This is a genomic window from Paenibacillus sp. FSL W8-0426, from assembly GCF_037969725.1.
GTDB classification, from domain to species: domain Bacteria; phylum Bacillota; class Bacilli; order Paenibacillales; family Paenibacillaceae; genus Paenibacillus; species Paenibacillus hubeiensis.
In genome coordinates this window covers 6037198-6056385 of the sequence record NZ_CP150203.1, presented here as the reverse complement: position 1 = coordinate 6056385, position 19188 = coordinate 6037198, and the positions used below count along the sequence as shown (strand labels likewise).

At 51.2% G+C, this 19188-nt stretch carries 17 protein-coding genes; 12 read left to right on the top strand and 5 right to left on the bottom strand.

Annotated features, from left to right (window positions below; genetic code table 11):
• Positions 1-177: 177 nt before the first annotated feature.
• The 8 genes from sigW (at position 178) to MKY59_RS27435 (ending at position 8601) form a co-directional block, all read left to right on the top strand.
• The gene (gene sigW, locus MKY59_RS27470; RefSeq protein ID WP_236421520.1) at positions 178-744 is read left to right on the top strand and encodes an RNA polymerase sigma factor SigW; all 567 of its coding nucleotides are present in this window, start codon (positions 178-180) and stop codon (positions 742-744) included.
• A gap of 131 nt (positions 745-875) precedes the next feature.
• Positions 876-1490 carry a zf-HC2 domain-containing protein gene (locus tag MKY59_RS27465; protein WP_236421521.1) on the top strand — a complete coding sequence of 205 codons (615 nt, stop codon included), beginning with the start codon at positions 876-878 and terminating at the stop codon, positions 1488-1490.
• Between the two features lie 379 nt (positions 1491-1869).
• Complete coding sequence (gene cdaA, locus MKY59_RS27460) at positions 1870-2709, top strand: diadenylate cyclase CdaA (protein ID WP_236421522.1); 840 nt, start codon at positions 1870-1872, stop codon at positions 2707-2709.
• Complete coding sequence (locus MKY59_RS27455) at positions 2702-4192, top strand: CdaR family protein (RefSeq protein ID WP_339274777.1); 1491 nt, start codon at positions 2702-2704, stop codon at positions 4190-4192. Before cdaA ends, MKY59_RS27455 begins: the two co-directional genes overlap by 8 nt.
• A gap of 76 nt (positions 4193-4268) precedes the next feature.
• A complete protein-coding gene (gene glmM / locus MKY59_RS27450; RefSeq protein WP_339274776.1) occupies positions 4269-5609 on the top strand; it encodes a phosphoglucosamine mutase in 1341 nt (446 codons plus the stop codon).
• Between the two features lie 280 nt (positions 5610-5889).
• The gene (locus MKY59_RS27445) at positions 5890-6024 is read left to right on the top strand and encodes a hypothetical protein (RefSeq protein ID WP_290371515.1); all 135 of its coding nucleotides are present in this window, start codon (positions 5890-5892) and stop codon (positions 6022-6024) included.
• Positions 6025-6321: 297 nt separating this feature from the next.
• On the top strand, positions 6322-8154 hold the full coding sequence (gene glmS, locus MKY59_RS27440; protein WP_236421525.1) for a glutamine--fructose-6-phosphate transaminase (isomerizing): 1833 nt from the start codon (positions 6322-6324) through the stop codon (positions 8152-8154).
• 282 nt (positions 8155-8436) lie between these two features.
• Entirely contained in the window at positions 8437-8601 is a 165-nt protein-coding gene (locus tag MKY59_RS27435; RefSeq protein WP_339274774.1) for a ferrochelatase, read from the top strand.
• 256 nt (positions 8602-8857) lie between these two features.
• Here MKY59_RS27435 and MKY59_RS27430 read toward each other — a convergent pair whose 3' ends face one another.
• The gene (locus MKY59_RS27430) at positions 8858-9385 is read right to left on the bottom strand and encodes a DinB family protein (protein ID WP_339274773.1); all 528 of its coding nucleotides are present in this window, start codon (positions 9383-9385) and stop codon (positions 8858-8860) included.
• A 154-nt stretch (positions 9386-9539) separates the two neighbouring features.
• On the opposite strand from MKY59_RS27430, the gene MKY59_RS27425 reads away from it, so the two are divergent.
• The gene (locus MKY59_RS27425) at positions 9540-10109 is read left to right on the top strand and encodes a ferritin-like domain-containing protein (RefSeq protein ID WP_236420429.1); all 570 of its coding nucleotides are present in this window, start codon (positions 9540-9542) and stop codon (positions 10107-10109) included.
• Between the two features lie 130 nt (positions 10110-10239).
• Here the strand turns inward: MKY59_RS27425 and MKY59_RS27420 are convergent, their stop codons facing one another.
• The 4 genes from MKY59_RS27420 to MKY59_RS27405 form a co-directional block, all read right to left on the bottom strand.
• Positions 10240-11019, bottom strand: coding sequence for a PHP-associated domain-containing protein (locus MKY59_RS27420; protein ID WP_339274771.1), 780 nt, complete (start codon positions 11017-11019; stop codon positions 10240-10242).
• Between the two features lie 288 nt (positions 11020-11307).
• Entirely contained in the window at positions 11308-12135 is an 828-nt protein-coding gene (locus MKY59_RS27415) for an energy-coupling factor transporter transmembrane component T (RefSeq protein WP_339274769.1), read from the bottom strand.
• Positions 12110-14176, bottom strand: coding sequence for an ATP-binding cassette domain-containing protein (locus MKY59_RS27410; RefSeq protein WP_339274767.1), 2067 nt, complete (start codon positions 14174-14176; stop codon positions 12110-12112). Before MKY59_RS27410 ends, MKY59_RS27415 begins: the two co-directional genes overlap by 26 nt.
• Positions 14169-15056, bottom strand: a complete 888-nt coding sequence (locus MKY59_RS27405; RefSeq protein ID WP_236420433.1) for a cell division protein FtsQ — start codon at positions 15054-15056, stop codon at positions 14169-14171. The genes MKY59_RS27410 and MKY59_RS27405 overlap by 8 nt, the downstream gene beginning before the upstream one ends.
• Positions 15057-15266: 210 nt before the next feature.
• Here MKY59_RS27405 and MKY59_RS27400 point away from each other — a divergent pair, with 210 nt between their 5' ends.
• From MKY59_RS27400 to MKY59_RS27390, 3 genes are all read left to right on the top strand, one after another.
• Positions 15267-16100, top strand: coding sequence for a MurR/RpiR family transcriptional regulator (locus MKY59_RS27400; RefSeq protein ID WP_339274765.1), 834 nt, complete (start codon positions 15267-15269; stop codon positions 16098-16100).
• Between the two features lie 166 nt (positions 16101-16266).
• A complete protein-coding gene (locus tag MKY59_RS27395) occupies positions 16267-17181 on the top strand; it encodes a methyl-accepting chemotaxis protein (RefSeq protein WP_339274763.1) in 915 nt (304 codons plus the stop codon).
• A gap of 272 nt (positions 17182-17453) precedes the next feature.
• A complete protein-coding gene (locus tag MKY59_RS27390; protein WP_339274761.1) occupies positions 17454-19178 on the top strand; it encodes a spore germination protein in 1725 nt (574 codons plus the stop codon).
• The last annotated feature ends 10 nt before the right edge of the window (positions 19179-19188 follow it).

The following is a 19188-nucleotide window of genomic DNA, read 5'->3' as shown; positions in this document are numbered from 1 at the left end:
TAAGGAGGGGGAAACGGGACTCCTTAGGGAGTTCCCGTTTTTTACTGTTTTTAGCGGATAATTGCGGACACAGTCTTGATTTTTGACCAAAGTTGATTTACGATTTGATTGGTGAATTACAAGTGTGGACGGGTATCAGAAGACGGAAAACCCATCAGCATGTCTGGGGGAATATAGGTGGACAATTTGGAGAACAGGCTCGTCAAGCTGGTGCTTAAGGGTGACCAGCGGGCCTTTGCAGAAATCGTAGAATTATACAAGGACAAACTGTTTCATTTGGCATACCGCATGCTGAGCAATAGACATGAAGCGGAAGACGTTGTACAAGAAACCTTTTTGCGCGTGTTCCGTAATATGGAAAAGTATGATCCCAACCAAAAGTTCTCAACCTGGATATATCGTATAGCTACCAATCTGTGCATCGACCGATTGCGCAGGAAGAAGCCGTCGTTTTCCTTGGATGCGGAATTGAATGATCAAGAGGGAACCGACGGCTATGCCATGCTCCCAAGCGATGATCGAACGCCGGAGAGCGAAGCTCTGCTTTCCGAGACACAAACACTGATCCGCGAAGCGATTGACAGTCTTCCGGCCAAGTACAAGTCGGTCATGGTATTGAGATATTTACAGGACCTGTCGCTGCAGGAAATCAGCGATGTCACCGGCATGCCCGTAACAACGATCAAGACGCGCGTTCATCGGGGCCGGGAATTTTTGCGTAAAAAACTGGAATTCAAGTTATAATTCGCAGCATTTTTTTGGGCGAATTATTTTGAAACATATCCGAATCGGATACGTATGTAATGTGTGCAAGTCTTATGCCTGCTTCTTACAGGGGCATGGACTAAGTGATTGAAGAAAGGATTGGCTCTCATATGGATTGCAACTCGGCCGTCTCTTTAATGCATGAATGTTTGGATGAGTCGTTGTCCCCGGCGCAGAAGGTTGAACTGAAAAGTCACCTTATCACCTGTTCAGAGTGCCGCATGCGCTTTAAAGAGTTGGAACAGACGGAAATGCTGCTCTTTGCCATGAAACATTATTCGCCGTCTGCCTCGGATGAGCTGACCAATCGGATTATGAACGCTCTGCCCCAGCCTAAAAGACAGCAGAAATGGTTCAAATGGATCAAAGGACATCCTGCGCTGACGGCGGCAGCCTTCTTTTTGGTCGTGATGCTCTTTAGCGCTTGGAGTTTCTGGAATCAAAATAACGAAATGGTCGTTAAAGGCAAGAATCTGGACCAGATTGTCATTGAAGGCAATAAGGTTATTGTTCCGGAAGGCAAGTCAATTGCGGGCGATCTTACAATAGAAAATGGAACCGCCCAGGTGTACGGTGAAGTGAATGGCAATCTGACGGTGATTGATGGACAGCTGTATCAGGCGTCGACGGCTCATATTTCCGGTCAGGTCAAAAGCATTGATCAAGCACTCGACTGGTTCTGGTACAAAATAACCAATATGGTGAATGAAGTGGCCTATCGCTAGGTCGGCAAATTCGTTCATGGTAAAATGCCAGGCAGGTACCTCCGATAACTAGGGGGTGCCTTTTTGTAGTTATGAGGAAGGAATTTTATATCAAAGTCAGGTTCCTGATTCCGTATGAGGAGCTGCGGAGTCAATTTCTATGAAATTTATGGGAATTTCGCGTAATATGTGCAGTTTGAGACCGACGCAACTTGCAACATGAACGTTAACGTTATAACCTAGATACTAAAGAGAACATAATACTACATATAGAGTTTCTCTTGCTTTCTTTTCGATCGGGAACATACCGGTTGCGAAGAGAATCTTGGTCATACAAATCCCTGAAGGGGTAAATATCGGAGCAGGGTTTACTCACCATTGGGACAACGGGGGCTGGGTTATGAACTATTTTGCTGACTTGACTTGGCAAGAGTCCATCAAGGACATTATCGATATATTAATCGTTACCTATATTATGTACAAACTGATTTTGCTTGTACGGGGTACGCGGGCCGTCCAGCTTCTTAAGGGCATTTTGTTTCTTGTCCTGATCTGGGCGTTGAGCACTTGGCTGAACCTGTATACGTTGAAATGGCTGATGAATCAGATGTTTACGTTCGGCGTCGTTGCCGTCTTTATCATCTTTCAGCCCGAGCTTCGCCGCGGTTTGGAGCAGTTGGGCCGGGGCAAACTGTTTGGCCGGTCGACCGCAGCCAGCGACGAGGAGTTAACCGTGCTTATTGGAGAGATCATTAAGTCCGTGAACTATTTGTCGCGCCGGAAAATCGGGGCTCTGGTCGTATTTGAGCGTGAAACCGGATTGAACGATTATACGGAATCAGGCATTCAAATGCAGTCCTTGGTCAGCTCTGAACTGATGATCAACATATTTATTCCGAATACGCCGCTTCATGATGGGGCGGTCATTATTCAGGGCAAACAAATCACTGCCGCAGCCTGTTACCTGCCATTGTCCGAAAATCCGTTTATCAGCAAGGAACTCGGAACTCGCCATCGTGCGGCGATTGGCATTACGGAGGTAGCGGATGCGGTATGCCTCATCGTTTCCGAGGAGACAGGGCAAGTGTCTTTGGCCATGAATGGTCAGATCGTGCGCGACATCAAGGAAGAATCATTGATTGCCAAACTGTATGAAGAACTTCGGCCAACCTCCAATTTGTCCAAGAAAAAGGGACTGGCGTTCCTCTTGAGACGGAAGGAGGGACGGCGTAATGGATAAATGGTTCAATAACAACAATTTTGCCAAGGTCCTTGCTTTGGCCGTAAGCCTGCTGCTTTGGTTCATGATTCATTTGGACGAAGTGCCTACGACGCCAACGATCACTACGGGAACGAGCAGCCACGTTGTGGAGCGAACGGTAGCCATTCAGCCCTACGGGCTGGATAGCAGCGCGTATGTGCTGACGTCGTTAAGCACCGATGAGGTTCGTTTAGAAATCAAGGGCCAACGTTCAAGACTGACGTCCATATTCACGAACGACGACTACAAAGTGCTCGTGGATCTGAGCGGCGTGAAAGACGGATCCAACACGCTGCCGCTCGTGCCCGATCTGCCATCAGGCGTTGAGGTCGTCAGCATGGAGCCTTCGATGGTGACGGTGAACGTGGAGAAACTGAGCACGAAATCATTCGATGTGAATATTGTACCGGAAGGGAAAGCCGCGGAAGGGTACACCGTCGGGACTCCGGTCGTGGAGCCTTCCGGCCAGGTTAAAGTGACGTTACCCGAGGGGCAAATGGACGCTGTGGCCAAAGTTCAGGGTACCGTAAGCATCAAGGATGCCAAAGAAGACATCGTGCAGAAAAAAGTTAAACTTCAAGCCTATGATACCGAAGGCAAAGTGATTGAAAATGCAGTGATTGCACCGGAAACGGTGGATGTACGGATTCCGGTCAATCAGCCCTATGTTTCTATACCCTTAAGAATCACATATTCAGGCCAACTGCCGGAGGACTTGGTGTTGTCCAGCGTAGAGCCGAACGTGAAAGAAGTCATGGTATATGGGAACGAGCAGGCATTGGCGGGCATACAGTCCTACGACCAAGTGACCCTGGATCTCACCCAGTTTGATCAGGCAGGTACCTCCACAGTTAACGTGGACTTGACGCCGCCTTCCGGTTTTGAGAAAATCGAGCCTAGTTCGATTCAACTCAAGGTTACGATCTCGCCTTACAATGAAGCTGAGGAGACCACCAAGGTGTTTTCCAACATTCCGATTACGCTGGCAGGGATCGGTGAAGGATTGGAAGGCACCCTGGTTACACCCAAAAGCGGTGGGCTTGACGTTACGCTGCGCGGACCGGAAAGCATGCTGCAAGGCGTGTCGGAAGGCGATATCAAATTGACGGCAGACCTTACAGGTTTGGACAGCGGCACGCACAATGTGCAGCTGCAGGCAGAGCTGCCCCGTTTTGCCAAGCTTGATGATTCGTCCGGCACTCTTCATGCCACGGTTCAGCTTACCGAGAAGGCAGATGAAACGTCGGCAGCCCCGGATGGGCAAACATCCGGTGGTGAGGGCGATACCTTGGGTCCTAAGCCTTCGCCAGCGGAGGTAGAGAATAACGGAGGGACTGACCCTGCTACCGAGGAGGAGGAGCCTGAATCGAATACGGACAATCCGGAGCAGGAGACCCAGGGAAGTGTTACGACCCCGGGTACGAGCAGTAACCTTGGAAACGACGCTGGTTCGAATCCGTAACTTTTTCGGTCAAATGAACAGGAATTTTAAAATAATGATGATGTCTTGATATGATGCGAACAGAAGGAGTTAGATCATGGGGAAATATTTTGGGACAGACGGTGTAAGAGGGGTTGCCAATAAAGAGCTGACAGCAGAACTGGCTTACAGCATCGGGCGATGCGGCGGTTATGTGCTTGCAGGCGGCGTAGAGAGACCCAAGGTGGTCATCGGCATGGATACGCGTATTTCCGGACTTATGCTTGAATCTGCCTTGGTTGCAGGACTATTGTCCATCGGTGCGGATGTGATTCGTCTTGGCGTAGTATCGACACCGGGTGTCGCCTATTTGACGCGGTTGCTGAAAGCCGATGCAGGGGTGATGATCTCGGCCTCCCACAATCCGGTGGAGGATAATGGCATCAAGTTTTTCGGCGGAGATGGCTTCAAGCTGTCTGATGAGACGGAAAATCGGATTGAAGAATTGATGGATGCGGAAAAGGATGAGCTGCCACGCCCTGTAGGTGCCGGTTTGGGCACGGTGACCGTGGATGAGGAGTCTCGTTATCGCTATCTCGATTACTTGAAAACAACGGTGAGCGAATCGTTCTCCGGGCTTAAAATCGTACTGGACTGCGCGAATGGCGCAGCTTACGAGCTGGCTCCCAAATTGTTCGCCGAACTAGGTGCAGAAGTCATTGCCATCGGCGCTGAGCCAAACGGCCTGAACATTAACGAACAATGCGGATCGACCCATCCGGAAGCTCTCAAGCAAGAGGTGATCAAACACCAAGCCGATCTGGGCCTGGCGTTTGACGGGGATGCGGATCGTCTGATTGCCATTGATGAGACGGGAGCCGAAGTGGACGGCGACTTCATCCTGTGCATTTGCGGGGATGCGATGAACCGTGCAGGCAAACTTAAGGATAGCACGATCGTATCTACGGTGATGAGCAACATCGGTTTCTACAAAGCAGCAGAGAAGCTGTCGCTCAAAACGGCGAAAACGGCAGTAGGCGACCGGTACGTCATGGAAGAAATGCGTCGCGGAGGCTATAACCTTGGCGGAGAGCAGTCCGGACATGTCATTTTCCTGGATTACAACACGACCGGAGACGGCATGCTGACAGCCATTCAATTGGTGGACACCCTGAAAGCATCCGGCCAAAAGCTGAGCGAGCTGAAATCCCTGATGAAGCAATACCCGCAAGTACTGGTGAACGTTCGCGTAAAGGATAAATCCAAGTACGAGGGCAACGCCGCCATCGGTGAAGCCATTGCCGTTGTGGAAAAACAGCTTGGCGACAATGGCCGCGTGCTTGTACGGGCCTCCGGTACCGAGTCCCTGATCCGTGTTATGGCGGAAGGCCCGGACAAAGCGGAACTGGAGCAATTCGTATCGCAGATTGCGGACGTTGTGCAAAAAGAACTGGTTTAAGTCATTGATCCAGCCTTATTATGGGTTATTTCCATAAATATGATATATACCCTTCGTCCCGAGCTGGTGAGTCGGTAGCCCGTTTTCCAGGTCGGGACCGTGGGTAAAACTGATAGAAATCTGATGAAATGGTCACAGGTACTTTGCTCCATTGCAAAATGAACCCGACATGCATATAATGAGTGGAGTCGTCATTCAGACACAGAAAGCGAGGGTTGTGAGGTTACAGTTATACAAGCGCCAGAGCTTGAACCATTGCGCGGGGAGAACGTTGTGCGAGATGTCTTTGGTAAGGCGGATCGATAACGTTCACGGCAATCAAGCTGACGAGGTGGAGGTGTTCGGAATGTTCGGCGGGGACCTCCCGGTGATGCACCAGAGCCGTAAACCGGATTTGCGGAAAATGGATGGGTGACTGTCCACACAACGCGCCGGTAGGTGCAACATGGATTATCAACAAAAAATTCAAGTGAATGTGCGCAGAGAACACGATTCGTGTGCGGACGGGAAATGATGTGCATTCATGATTTCATCCAGAACGATGATAAGGATGACCTATGAACGGAATCGGTCCGTTCAGATCATTGATAATTGAATAGATCACCGTTTTCCATAGGATTACGGGAGAATATTTCCATCATTTCCTCGTACCGCGATGGCTCGTTTCTCATTCATGCGTCCTGCATTCATATATAAACGGAGGAACTAAACTATGTGCGGTATTGTTGGATATATTGGTAACAAAAACACTCAATCGGTATTGATCGAAGGTCTGAAAAAGCTGGAGTATCGCGGGTACGATTCCGCAGGGATCGCCGTATTTACGCCAGAAGGCCTGCAAATCACCAAAGCGCTTGGCCGTCTCGCGAACCTTGAAGCGAAACTGGAAGGCGCACCGCTGGTCGGGAATGCGGGTATCGGTCATACACGTTGGGCAACTCACGGTAAACCATCGGATGAGAATTCCCATCCACACACGGATGAGAGCCAAAAATTCTCCGTTGTACACAACGGGATCATCGAGAACTACCTGGAGCTGAAAGACGAACTGATCGCTCAAGGTCATACGTTCTCTTCCGAAACGGATACTGAGGTTATTTCTCACCTGATTGCACGTGAGTACGAAGGCGATATCGTGAAAGCCGTACAAAAAGTCATCACTTTGATGCGCGGTGCGTTTGCCCTGGGCGTATTGACGGAGTATGAGCCGAATAAATTGGTTGCCGTGCGTCAAGCGAGCCCGCTTATTATCGGTATTGGTGAAGGCGAGAACTTTATCGGTTCGGATATCCCGGCGATTCTGGAGCATACACGCAATGTATACATCCTGAACGATGGCGAGATGGCTGTTTTGACACATGATGCTGTCGAATTGATGACGATTGAAGGCAATTTTATTTCTCGGGAAATGATTCGTGTCGATTGGGATGCCGTAACCGCAGAAAAAGGCGGATTCGAGCACTTCATGCTGAAAGAAATTCATGAGCAGCCAAAAGCATACCGTGATACGATGCTGGGCCGCATCGACAGCGAAGGCAAAAAAGTATTGTTCCCTGAGTTGAAAATGACCGAGGAACAAATTAAAAATATTCGCAACATTCAAATCATTGCTTGCGGAACTGCATACCATGCAGGTCTCGTGGGACGTACCGTAATCGAGCAATTGGTGCGCATTCCGGTAGAAACCGATGTAGCTTCCGAGTACCGCTATCGTTCCCCAATCGTGGGCAAAGATACGCTGGTGATCGTGGTGAGCCAATCCGGCGAAACGGCGGATACGCTGGCTGCACTGCGTGAAGCACAGGCCAATGGTGCACACGTACTGGCCATCACGAACGTAGTGGGCAGCTCCATTGCGCGTGATGCGAATGATGTCATTGCTACTTTGGCAGGACCGGAAATTGCCGTAGCATCGACAAAAGCATACACATCGCAGTTGATCGCATTCAACCTGTTTGCATTGTATCTGGCGCAAGTGCGTGGTACGCAAACAGCGGAAGAGATCGCGCACACACTCGCTGCAATGCAAGCATTGCCTGAGCAAGTCGAGTCCATGCTGGCAAAAGCAGATTCCATCAAGGATTATGCAGAGCAAATTTCCAAACACCAGCACCTGTTTTTCATCGGTCGCGGTCTGGACTTCGCTGTGGCGCAAGAGGGATCTTTGAAGCTGAAAGAGATCTCCTACATTCACTCCGAAGCGTATGCTGCGGGTGAGCTGAAACACGGTACGCTGGCGTTGATCGAAGAAGGCATTCCTGTGATTGCTTTGGCCACGCAAGAGAACGTGCTGGAGAAAACCGTGAGCAACATCAAAGAAGTGAAAGCACGCGGCGCTGACGTACTGGCAATCACGTACGAAGAGCATGTGGCTACGCTGTTGAAATCCGTAGACCAAGCGTTTGCGATTCCTAAGACGCTGCCATTGCTGAACCCGGCATTGTCCGTCGTTGTGCTGCAATTGCTGGCTTACTACGCTTCCCTCGCTCTGGGCCATGATGTGGATAAACCACGTAACCTGGCGAAAAGCGTAACGGTGGAGTAAGGAGCAAGAAAACGAGCAAGCTATGGTACTAAAAAAGTCCTGATGACGTCATGTCATCAGGACTTTTTTGTTTCTGATGCAGCAGTGTTCTATAACAAACCAATGGAATGCTTGCCAGATCTCCATCCGAAGTTCTGCAAATCGTTAAATCAGCGTCAACAAGTCGTTTTTTTTGTCCTTGGAGTAGATTATGTTCTTGTGATACCATACGGTGAAGTAAATGAAATCCAAAAAATTGGATGATAGCCATGCATTTAAGACGGATCAGGCCATCCACGGCGGATGAGCTGCGGCATTATCGAAGCAGGGGTCAAACGGCCGTTCGTTGCCGCGCCGGGCTTTATAACGGATGGTTTGGAGACGCTGCATGAACTTGGCATCGAAGGGCGGGAACAATTCGCCCAAGGCGGGATAATCCGGAAGGGTACAGTACAGCGTTTTGCCTGAACGACGATGCGAGAGGGCTTGATTTTCTGGCGAATTACGCGAAGAGGCAGACGACCGGCTGGTTCGAGGATGTCTGAACTCTATACAGCAGTTCGTCTTGCAGCAATTTTGGCGAACAAGAAATGACGATCATGCCCATAAAAAACACCGGCTCAATGAACGACGTCCCCGGCAGATCGAGTGATCTACCCAAGGGAATGTCTTTCAAAAGCTGGTGTTTATTTGTTTTGTTATTCCAATATGTTGTGAACCCCAACTATAATTTCAAATCGACCGAATACCGATCGCGAAGCACCGACAAGTGGTGCAGCTCATGGCCAACCAAGACGAAGGCGATGGACCGGGCCGAGGCCGTATTATCGCTGACGATGCCTTTACGCAGCCAGGCTTCCGGTGTGAGGTGACGGAGCATGAGGATCGTTGAGCGCCGTACAGCGGCATATTCTTCGCTTAGATCCGTCAACGTGTACGTGTCGAAAGGATGGCTCTGCATGAGCACGTCCTGATCGTAACCCGGATGGGGCGTGACGTCGCCTCTGGCGATGCGGAGCAAACGGTTGCTCATAATGCGTTCGTTGTCCACAAGGTGGCCGATGACCTCTTTCACGCTCCATTTGCCTTCGGCGTAACGGTAATCACCTTGTTCCTCCGTCAAGGAGGAGAGCAAGGCTTGTACGGTGTTCGCTTGTTTCTCCAGCAGCTCGATCACGTCGCCTTCAGGAACAAGTCGGATGTACCCTTCATAAAAAGCGGCATATTCCTCTGTGGTCGGTCTTTCAATCATGTCAAAGCCTCCTTTGAGATTATAACTCTACATTCATTGTAGCATATATTCCCAGGCCAATATTTCATCGTTTTAACGGCAGGGGACATGATACCATTCGGCGGGACGGATAATAGGCTATGGAATAAATATCCTGTTTTCGAAGGGAGAGCTTATGAGTCATCTGAACAACGAGTTTTATCCTTATTATGCTGCGCATTTGTCTTACACCTCTTATCCTTATGGTTACCCTGCCCAAGCTTACTATGGTTACGCCTATTATGGCGATATGCGGCAGGAAACGGCGTCGTCCTACAAAACGTTGGAAGAGGCACTGGCGTTGATCCAAAAAGCGGTCGAGGGTGAGAAAGAGGACGAAATGTTCTACGATTACCTGATCTCGGTCGCTCCTTCGGATGAGGAAAAGGAAATCATCGAGAGCATTCGCGACGACGAACGCAAGCATAACCGCATGTTCCGCCAGATTTATCAGCATTTTACGGGCCGGGTCATCGCCGCGCCTGAAAGCGTGCCGTTCGAGAAGCCGGCGTCGTACATTGACGGGGTCCGCAAGGCGCTCTTTGGAGAGCTGGCTGCGGTGGAACGCTATCGGGATATTCGGGCAGGGCTTCCAGACCGTTACTACAGAGATATGCTGTTTGAGATCATTACGGATGAAATCAAACATGCCACTAAGTACAATTACCTCTTAACCTTGGATACGCGGCGGGCACTACAAAATTAAAACCAAAGCAACAAAAGATTAGCTCGCCCGGCGTGACAAAAGTGAAAAAGGATATGCTCAAGGGAGCACATCCTTTAAATACGGTGTCTTTGTATCCTGTTCCCGTTACTGTCATGAGCGATTCAGAGAATTAAGCCTCCTGGAAACGGGCTGCTTCCAGCTTGGCAAGGCGTTTCATCAGCTTTTTGAGCATGACGGAAGCTTTGACGCGAAGCAGCAGATCGTCGGAGATTTCAATCGAATAGGCCCCTGCCAAAATCAGTTCCTTCAGCTCGGCGTTTGAGCCGGCGGAACGATTCAGCACATTAAATACACTGCCGTATTGCAGGCATTGATGGGTGTCGCTGCCGGCCGTTACCGGTTTGCCAAGCGATTCGGCGAATTGCCCGACTTGATCGCGAGTGGCCTGGATGCCGACTTTGTACATGTCCTTGGCGTTCAGGTCAAAGGCATCCAGGCGTGCAAGCAACGCACGATCCAGTGAATGCAGCGGGGTGGACTCTCGGAACGGATGCGCCCCGATTTTCAGCAGGGGCCGGGCTTCGGCCAGGTCGAGCAGGTCGGCAAAAGGAATGAATGACCCTTTGGCCGTATAGTTTTCCAATGCGCCGCGCACGGCGAGAATATGTTCCTTTTGGCCGATGAGCAGAATATGTCCGGTTTCCGCGATGTCCACTTCCATGCCGGGAAAGATGCGCAGCCCGTCTGCATCGTAATATTCCCCATTGTACGGGTAGAGTCGATCCAGATTTTCGTAGACATCATAGAAATGGCGGGTATTGAAATGCTCGGTCAGCGCGAGCGCGTCAAGTCCGTTCGTTCTGGCTTCATGAACCATTTCCGTGAAATAATCGACGGAGAAATCAGAGTTTTTGGATAATTTGCCGTGAGTGTGCAGGTCAATGCGCATGAGGCAAGGCACTTCCTTTCATACCGTGAATGATTGATGTAATGAATTTTCTGATTTTTTAGAAGCCGCAAAAATATGCACACGTTAACGGAGAGGCAGAACCGATCTGTAGAAGCGAAGCGTGCGCTAAAAGCTTTCTGAAAGAAGGCTGCATCGGAAGCATAGGCTTATCACCGGATTTTCCCCTACAAAAAGGGGAATCGAAAAATCTGGGGATAAGAGCGATCGGAAAAATGGTACTGCACTCGCAGTGACCTAGTGTGATTGATTAACGGTTTCTATAAACAATTATAAAATGTTATACTGTCTGCCAGCCCAGAAGAGCAGCGCCACATACAGCGCCGACCCGGTCAGGAACGCAATATCGCGGGGGGCGATGTGCAGGTGGGCCAGCTTCAGCCGTTTGGACGCGGGGTTGTTCATCCCGTAGGAGAAACCGCGCGTTTCCAATGCTTCAACGGTAGTGCGCGAACGTTTGGCGGTGGCCAGCATTAATGGGAAAAAGGAGAACATCAGCAGTTTCATGTAATAAACGACCGATCTCCAATAAAACCAGCCATGTTTCGGTGGCGCCAGGCCGCGCAGCTTGTAGGACAACATGATGTTGCGGAACTCCCCGAACAATACAGGCAGGATGCGATAGGCGTACGACATGCTGAAGGAAAACGCGGCCGGCATGCCCAGCGCGAGCAGCCCGTCCCCGATGCGTTCGGGGTCCATACCCGAGAACACCGTAATGCTGGCGAGCGAAACGATGGACAATTTCAGCGTCAACAGCAATAAAGGAAGCGCCGATTCCAGGCTCCCGCCAAAGAACAGTGAAATGACGAACATCCAGCCGACCTGACCAATCAGGCCAAGACATAGAATGATGATGATAAAGATGGCTGCCCTAGACAGAATGGTCGTGGTGACCATCAACAGGAACAATCCGAGCAGCACCGTTCCGTTATGGATGAACCAGGGCGCGATGGCAAAGAAAAGGTACCAGATCAGCATTACCCGCGGGTCAAGCCGCGAAAGGCTCGCATGCCCGCTTCCATATACGGTATTCATTAACTCCAGTTGAATGCGTTCGATTGAAATTTTATCAAGCCAGTTGCGGACAAGCTGCATGATGTGCCTCCTTTTTCAGCGGTTCAGCATGGTTCAATGGCAGCAGCCGGGCAGCAAAAGCCTCTGCCGTTGGACAAAGCCCAGGCATGTTCAGGCGGTGCGACAGCTCCATAATTTGGGTAAGCGCCAGACCGGCCCGGCGAAGCAGCGCTGCATCGGAGAAAATGTCGGCAGGCGTTCCATCCGCTTCGACTCGTCCATTGTGCAGCACAATGACGCGGCTGGCCCATTGGGTGACCAGCTGCATGTCATGCGTGGCGATGACCGTGGTTCGCACATGCTCATCCAGCTCGGCGAGCACCCCAATCAGTTCCTCGCGTGTAGCCATGTCCAAATTGGCGGTGGGTTCGTCCAGCAGCATCAGGCGGGGGTGCATCGCTGCACCGATGGCCAAGGTGACGCGGCGCTGCTGTCCGCCGCTAAGCAGGCGCGCATCGCGATCCTGCAGATCAATCAGTCGAAACCGATCGAGCATATGGGCAATACGTGAATCGGCATCTTTCATGCCGCGAGCCTTCAAGTAGTAGCCGACCTCCTTGCGGACGCTGTCCTGAATGAACATCTCGGCCGACTGTTGGAAGATGTAAGCCACTTTTCCCGCTAGATGTTCCATGGAAGAGCGATTCGTCTTTTCCCCCAGCACAGTCACGCTGCCTTCCTGGGGCAGATGAATACCCGCAATCAATTTCAGGAGAGAGGATTTCCCTGCACCGTTGTTGCCGATGAGCGCGACCCGTTCTCCTTCATGCAATGAAATATTTATGCCGCGAAGCACCTCATGCTCCTGTTTGCCAAGGCCCCTGTATCGCAAACGCGTGTCGTTAAAGCGAACCAGTGGAGCTATGGACGCATCATACCCTTCACGATCCGCCTTGGGATGGTTGGCCTGCCCGGACAAGTCGGAAGCGGTCGCCTCGTCCGGCGTTGTTCGTGAAGCACGGGCTTCCAGTATGTACCGCTCGGCAAAGTAAATGGCTGCCTCCTCCACGGTGACAGGGAACGGCGCCGTTCCATTCTGCCAGTAGGAAGTTGGTATCGTACCGACGGTGGCACACGCTGGTGTCCCAACGGGTTCTACGGTCAAGCCAACTTTGGCGGCAGCCATAGCTGCCCGGGTAACATCCGGCGGCTGAATCCCCAGCCGCTCCAAATCGCTTACGCGGTTAAGGCCCTTCTGAACAGGCAGCTTCCATAAGGCACGCCCCTGATCCATCAACACGACATCATGGCAAAAATCCGCGATAAACTCGGTATGATGTTCAATAACGATCAGCGTTTTGCCATAATCGGTGTTCAGCCGTTTCAGGCACTCGTAGATCTGTTTGGCATGCTGCGGGTCCAGTTGGGAAACCGGTTCATCCACGATCAGGATTTCCGGGTCCATCGAAAGTGCACCAGCGAGAGCGAGCAGATGCTTTTGCCCGCCGCTCAGTTCCCAGATGTAACGGTCTTGGATTCCTTCGAGCCCGCACATCGCGAGAGCGCGTTCGCCGAGTTCGCGGTAGTTGCGCAAACCGTAATTGAGCGGCGCAAAACAGGCTTCATCCATTACGGTCGGACGTACGAGTTGATTATCGAAATCCTGATAAACGTAACCGATGCTGCGGGAAAGTTCGGCCACGTTCCGCCCTTCGACCGGCATGCCAAGCACATGGACTTCTCCTGAGAAATCCCCCGTATAGAATTGGGGAATCAGACCGTTGAACAGCTTGCACATGGTGGATTTGCCGCATCCGTTGCCTCCGATGATAGCCGTGAAGCTGCCCCGTGCCAGTTCAAGTGTCAGTCCGTTCAGGACAGCCTCCGCAGAGCCGGGATAGGTAAAGGTTACGTTCCGAACGTCCACGGCACTGGAGGGAAGGATATCCTCGTGAGAGTGCACCTCCCCTTCATCCAGAAACTCGCTTGGCTCGTTCCGCGGGGCAGTCCTTTCGATGTCGGTATGGATGTTTTGGCCAGAAAGGGGCCCCGTTTTGAAGTGAAGCTCCTCCAAGCACTCACCGGGTTTCTTTGTGCTCCAGAATGACATGAATTTACGCATAAGGACGATTCTCCGTCCCTGGCGCGACTTTGCTTTTCCCGCGTCTGGCCCGCATGAACAGCAGGGTAATCAGCGCGATGACGGCTGCAGCGCCAATGCTGATCCAGATGGAGGCCGAGCCATACTCGTCCGCGTAATCCGTCTCCCATACCGCGAAGTTGATGTCCATCTCGGATAGCGACTCGGCCCCGAAGGCAAACAGGAACAGCAGCAGCCCGATCAACAGAAGCTTTGGACGGAACAGGCCCAGTCCTTCGTACTTCATGCCGGGATTGCGGGGTTTGATGCCCAGCAGCGGTTCGATTTTGCCATACAGCATCGGAACGAGGTAGAGCGTTGGCAGCAGGGCAAACAGGATGCCCGAAAACAACACGTCATTCAGAAACCCGACGCCTTCAATAACAACGATGCTCTCGGCGAGCCCGGGAACGGCTTCAAGCTGTTCCACGCCGATCCATACCTTTCCGATATCGACCAACGAGCTGAGAAACTGGTGTATGATGACACCCGTCATCGCTGCGACGCCAACCTGTCTGCGGTTACGGGGATCACTCACCATGCGGCCTGCGACGTACATGGCAAACGAGAACGTGATAAACTTCTCCAGCTCGCCCAGTCCCCCGAATTGCCCCAGCATTAATTCTCCAAAGATGACCTCACCCATGGCTGCGCCAACGGCCGCAATCATCGGATGGAACAAAATGCACAGCGTAAGCGGAATGAACGCAAAATATTCTACGGATAATTCGATGGGGCCCAGCTGCAATTTCGGAATCAACTCGGTGAACATGTTGGACAAACCGTACAGCGACATGGACAGCACAAACACCATCATTTTCTGCGAAGACGTCAGCGTATAACGCTCAGTCATCTTCTTCATTGGTCATACCTCCCGAAAAGTTTATCGATCAGTGGATCATAGCCACAGTCTAGAGCCGGAATATTAACGGGGGAGAAGAGATTTGTAAATCAAACGTAATTTTTATTACAACATTACATAATTAATGAAAAAAATATTACAGAAACAAACCGCTTTCGTTTCGTGCTGCTGGTATACTGGTTGCAGAGACCTCAAAGGAGTGCAAGGGATATGAACTTGTTTGCCCATAAAGATCAGCTATCGCCAGGACATCAAAAAATCGCCGATTTCATTGAGCGCCACCCGGAGGACATGTTATTCATGACCGAGCAGGAAATCGCGGACAGGCTTGGAACCAGCATCGCCACGGTATCCCGTTTTTGGCGTGCCGTCGGCTACGACAATGCCAAAGCATTCAAGATCCGTCTACGGACTTCGGAGGATACCACTCCCGCCCTCAAACTGAATAAAACGATATCCCGCATGGACACCGACAGCCTGCCCGTTCAATTGTTGGAGGCATCCGTCGCGCATTTGCAGGAAACGCTCTCTCACATGAAGAGCGGAGATCTGGAGCAGGCCGCCGTTCTTTTCTCGGAAGCGAGAAGGGTATATGTCTATGCCCCAGGACCTTCGGCAGGATTGGCTGAGCTGCTGTCCTTCCGTTTGTCCAGATTCGGGATGACCGTTGTCCGATTGGCAGGAGGCGGACATGAATTGCTGGAAACGCTGATGCATATGCAGAAGGAGGATGTGGTGCTGCTGCTCTGCTTTACCCGCTTGCTTCCGGAAGCCGAGGTGATTCTCGATTACGCCATCAATACGGGCAGCCAGGCCGTTTTGGTGACAGACAGGGAAGATTTGTTATACGGGATGGGGGCATCGATTTCGTTCTATGTCAGCCGGGGAGAGCTTGGGGAGTTCCATTCCATGGTCACGCCGCTATTATTGATGGAACAGATGGTGCTCGCTGTCGGATTGAAACAGAAAGAACAGGCGTTAGCCCAGTTGGAGCGGCTTGGCGAACTGCGCAGCCGTTATGCGGACAGGTTGCCCAGAGGATAACGGGGCCTCTATTAAAGATGTTTATGTTTGCATCGACATAAGTCGCGTGCGTTGCGCGGCTTTTTTGTCGTTTAGTTGCAAATATTGTCACATAAGGTCATAGAATAAATGATCCGAATGTGTATGATCGCTGCATTACAGTATTTAGGCGGAGGGATCCATTACTGTGTTAGAGGCGCTGAAGGAAGATGCGGTCACTGATGATTTGGTTGTTAAGGCCATCGAGAGAAGTTTGGCCATCATTCGTTTTGATTTGAATCGTCAGGTAGTGTATGTCAATGATGTATTTGCATCCACTATGGGTTATACCAAGGAAGAGATGATTGGCATGAGCCATAGGCAGCTATGTTTTGACGAATTTGTAAACCGACCCGAGTACGAAGCGTTCTGGAAGAGCATTTTAAACGGGAACAGCTTCCAGGACAAGATTGAACGCAAACATGCACAGGGGAGTTCTGTCTGGCTGGAAGCGACCTACATGCCGATTTATGATAAAAAGAACGAACGCATTCTAGGGGTTTCCAAAATAGCCACGAATATTACGAAGCGACAGAACAGCATCGCCACCGTTGTTAATGAATTGAAAACGTTATCCCACGGATTGAACGAGCAGGCGGAAGAGGGAACGGCGCGAAGCAAAGAACTGCTCTCCAGCATAGCACTGATCTCCCAGGTGGCTGCTAACAACCAATCCACGCTTGCCCATCTGCAGCAGCAGGCGGCTGACATTCAGGGCGTAGTCAAAACGGTCCGGGACATTGCCTCGCAAACGCAACTATTGGCGCTGAATGCTGCCATTGAGGCGGCGCATGCCGGGGAGTATGGAAGAGGCTTCGATATCGTGGCGAAGGAAGTGAAAAAGCTGTCCGCCATGGTTGAAAACTCCATCAACGAAATCCGCGACAGCGTGCAAGGGATCACCCAGGAAATTCACAACATTTCCAAAGGCACCGAGCAGGTAAGACAGTATGTAGAACAAAGCGAAAAACAGATCGAGGTTACGCTACGGGACTTTACGAACACGGCGGAATCCGCGCAGCTGCTCGACATCAAGGCAGGGCACGTATCCAAAATGGTATGAACCAGGAGATGGTCGATTGCTGATTTAAAAATACAGGCAGATTCCCGAATACGGAATCTGCCCTTTTGCCGTTGCCGATGCAAGGCAACGTGCGAAAAGCTTGCAAAAACGGGAATTATTGTGAGCCGACGGGGACACAATACTTTGGAAAACTCAAAAGCTTATGGCGATGCCTTGCATTTAAATCATGCCTTTTGTAACAACTGCGGGATTTTCTTTCAGAGGCAAGGAAGTCAGTAGCTATGAGAAGCCATGGTATTGGGGGGAGGAAGATGTGGTCTAAGCTGCTCAGTTATATACCGGAAGGTTCCGTATGGTTTCAAGCCATCGTATTGGTCATCGTTCCCGTCGTCATACTGTACGTTTCCCGTTGGTTGAATGATGCCATTAAGAGAGGCAGCTTCAAAAAGGCAAAACCTTCAAATCTGGAGCGGGCGGGGGGAGCTTCTCCAGGGAGCGCATCGGAGCAAGACCAGCATCCGGAAACGGGGAGATATGCCAACATCAAAATAAGCGGGAAATATTCCACGGACATCGTTAGCATCAGGGAAACGGTGGCCCGGAATGCGGACGTTTACATTCGGGAGCTGACGATCAAGGGGACCGACATCCGAATTGCGGCCGTATTTACCGAAGGATTGATCGATCCCAGTCTCTTCGACCAGTCCCTGATGGCACCGCTTATGACGGATGGTATCCCTGAGGAAGAGCTCGAGCGCTTTTCCCAAGCCGAGGGATCCAGCCTCCTCGAATCGTTTCTGTTGAATCGCTTGCTTATGGTGAGTGTATACGAAGAGACGCAATCGCTGCAGAAGTTCGCTCTGGGCGTCCTCGGGGGTAAAACGGGCTTGATTGTGGACGGCGTGCCTAAAGCTTTCATTATCGGGGGACCGCAGGGAAAGACCCGCAGCATCGATGAACCCTTATCAGAGGCGCTTCTCCGTGGACCGCGAATCGGATTCACGGAGCAGTTGAGCGACAACACGGGCATATTGCGTCGATATGGAAGCGATCAAAGCTTATTTATTGAGAAGTATCAGGTAGGCACCCGGGTCAAAAAAGATCTGGCGATTGCGTACATGCAGGATATTGCGGACCCCAAATTGGTCGAGGAAGTCAGAGAACGGATCAATGCGATGGAAATGGATATTATGCTGGAGTCCGGATATGTGGAGCAGCTGATCGAGGACAACACGTTCAGTCCTTTTCAGCAAGTACTCAACACCGAAAGGCCTGACCGGGTTATGGGTGCGCTTCTGGAAGGAAGGGTGGCCATATTGCTGGACGGCACGCCTTTTGTACTCGTCGTTCCGGTGACCTTCAGCATGCTGCTTCAGTCCCCCGAGGATTATTACGAACGCTGGATTCCGGGGACTTTCTTGAGAATGCTGAGATTTCTGGCGGCGATGTTGGCACTGCTTGCCCCCGCCTTGTACATTTCGTTTATCTCGTTCCACCCCGGACTGATTCCGACCAAGCTTGTTCTAACGATTATCGAAACCAGGACGGGGGTGCCGTTTCCGTCGATTATCGAAGTGCTCATCATGGAGCTTTCGATCGAGATCCTTCGCGAAGCCGGAATCCGGCTGCCCAAACCGATCGGGCCTGCGATGGGCATCGTTGGCGGTTTGATTATCGGACAGGCTGCCGTGCAGGCAGGGATCATCAGTCAGTTCCTGGTTATTGTCGTTGCCGTGACGGCCATTTCTTCGTTTACCATCCCGGTATACAGCGCGGGATTGACCTTGCGGATATTGCGTTTTGCAGCCATGTTCAGCGCGGCGGTGCTTGGGCTGTTCGGCGTGGTCATGTTTTTCCTGTTGATTTGCACGCATTTGGCCCGTTTGTCGAGCTTCGGTGCGCCTTACGTGGCTCCGGCCGTTCCTTACAGTCTGCGGGACTGGAAAGACTTCATCATTCGCGCTCCTATCCGAATGATGAGATTGCGGCCGAAATTGGCCAATCCGGAGGACGAAGACCGCACAAATAAACAATGAGGCATGGAGG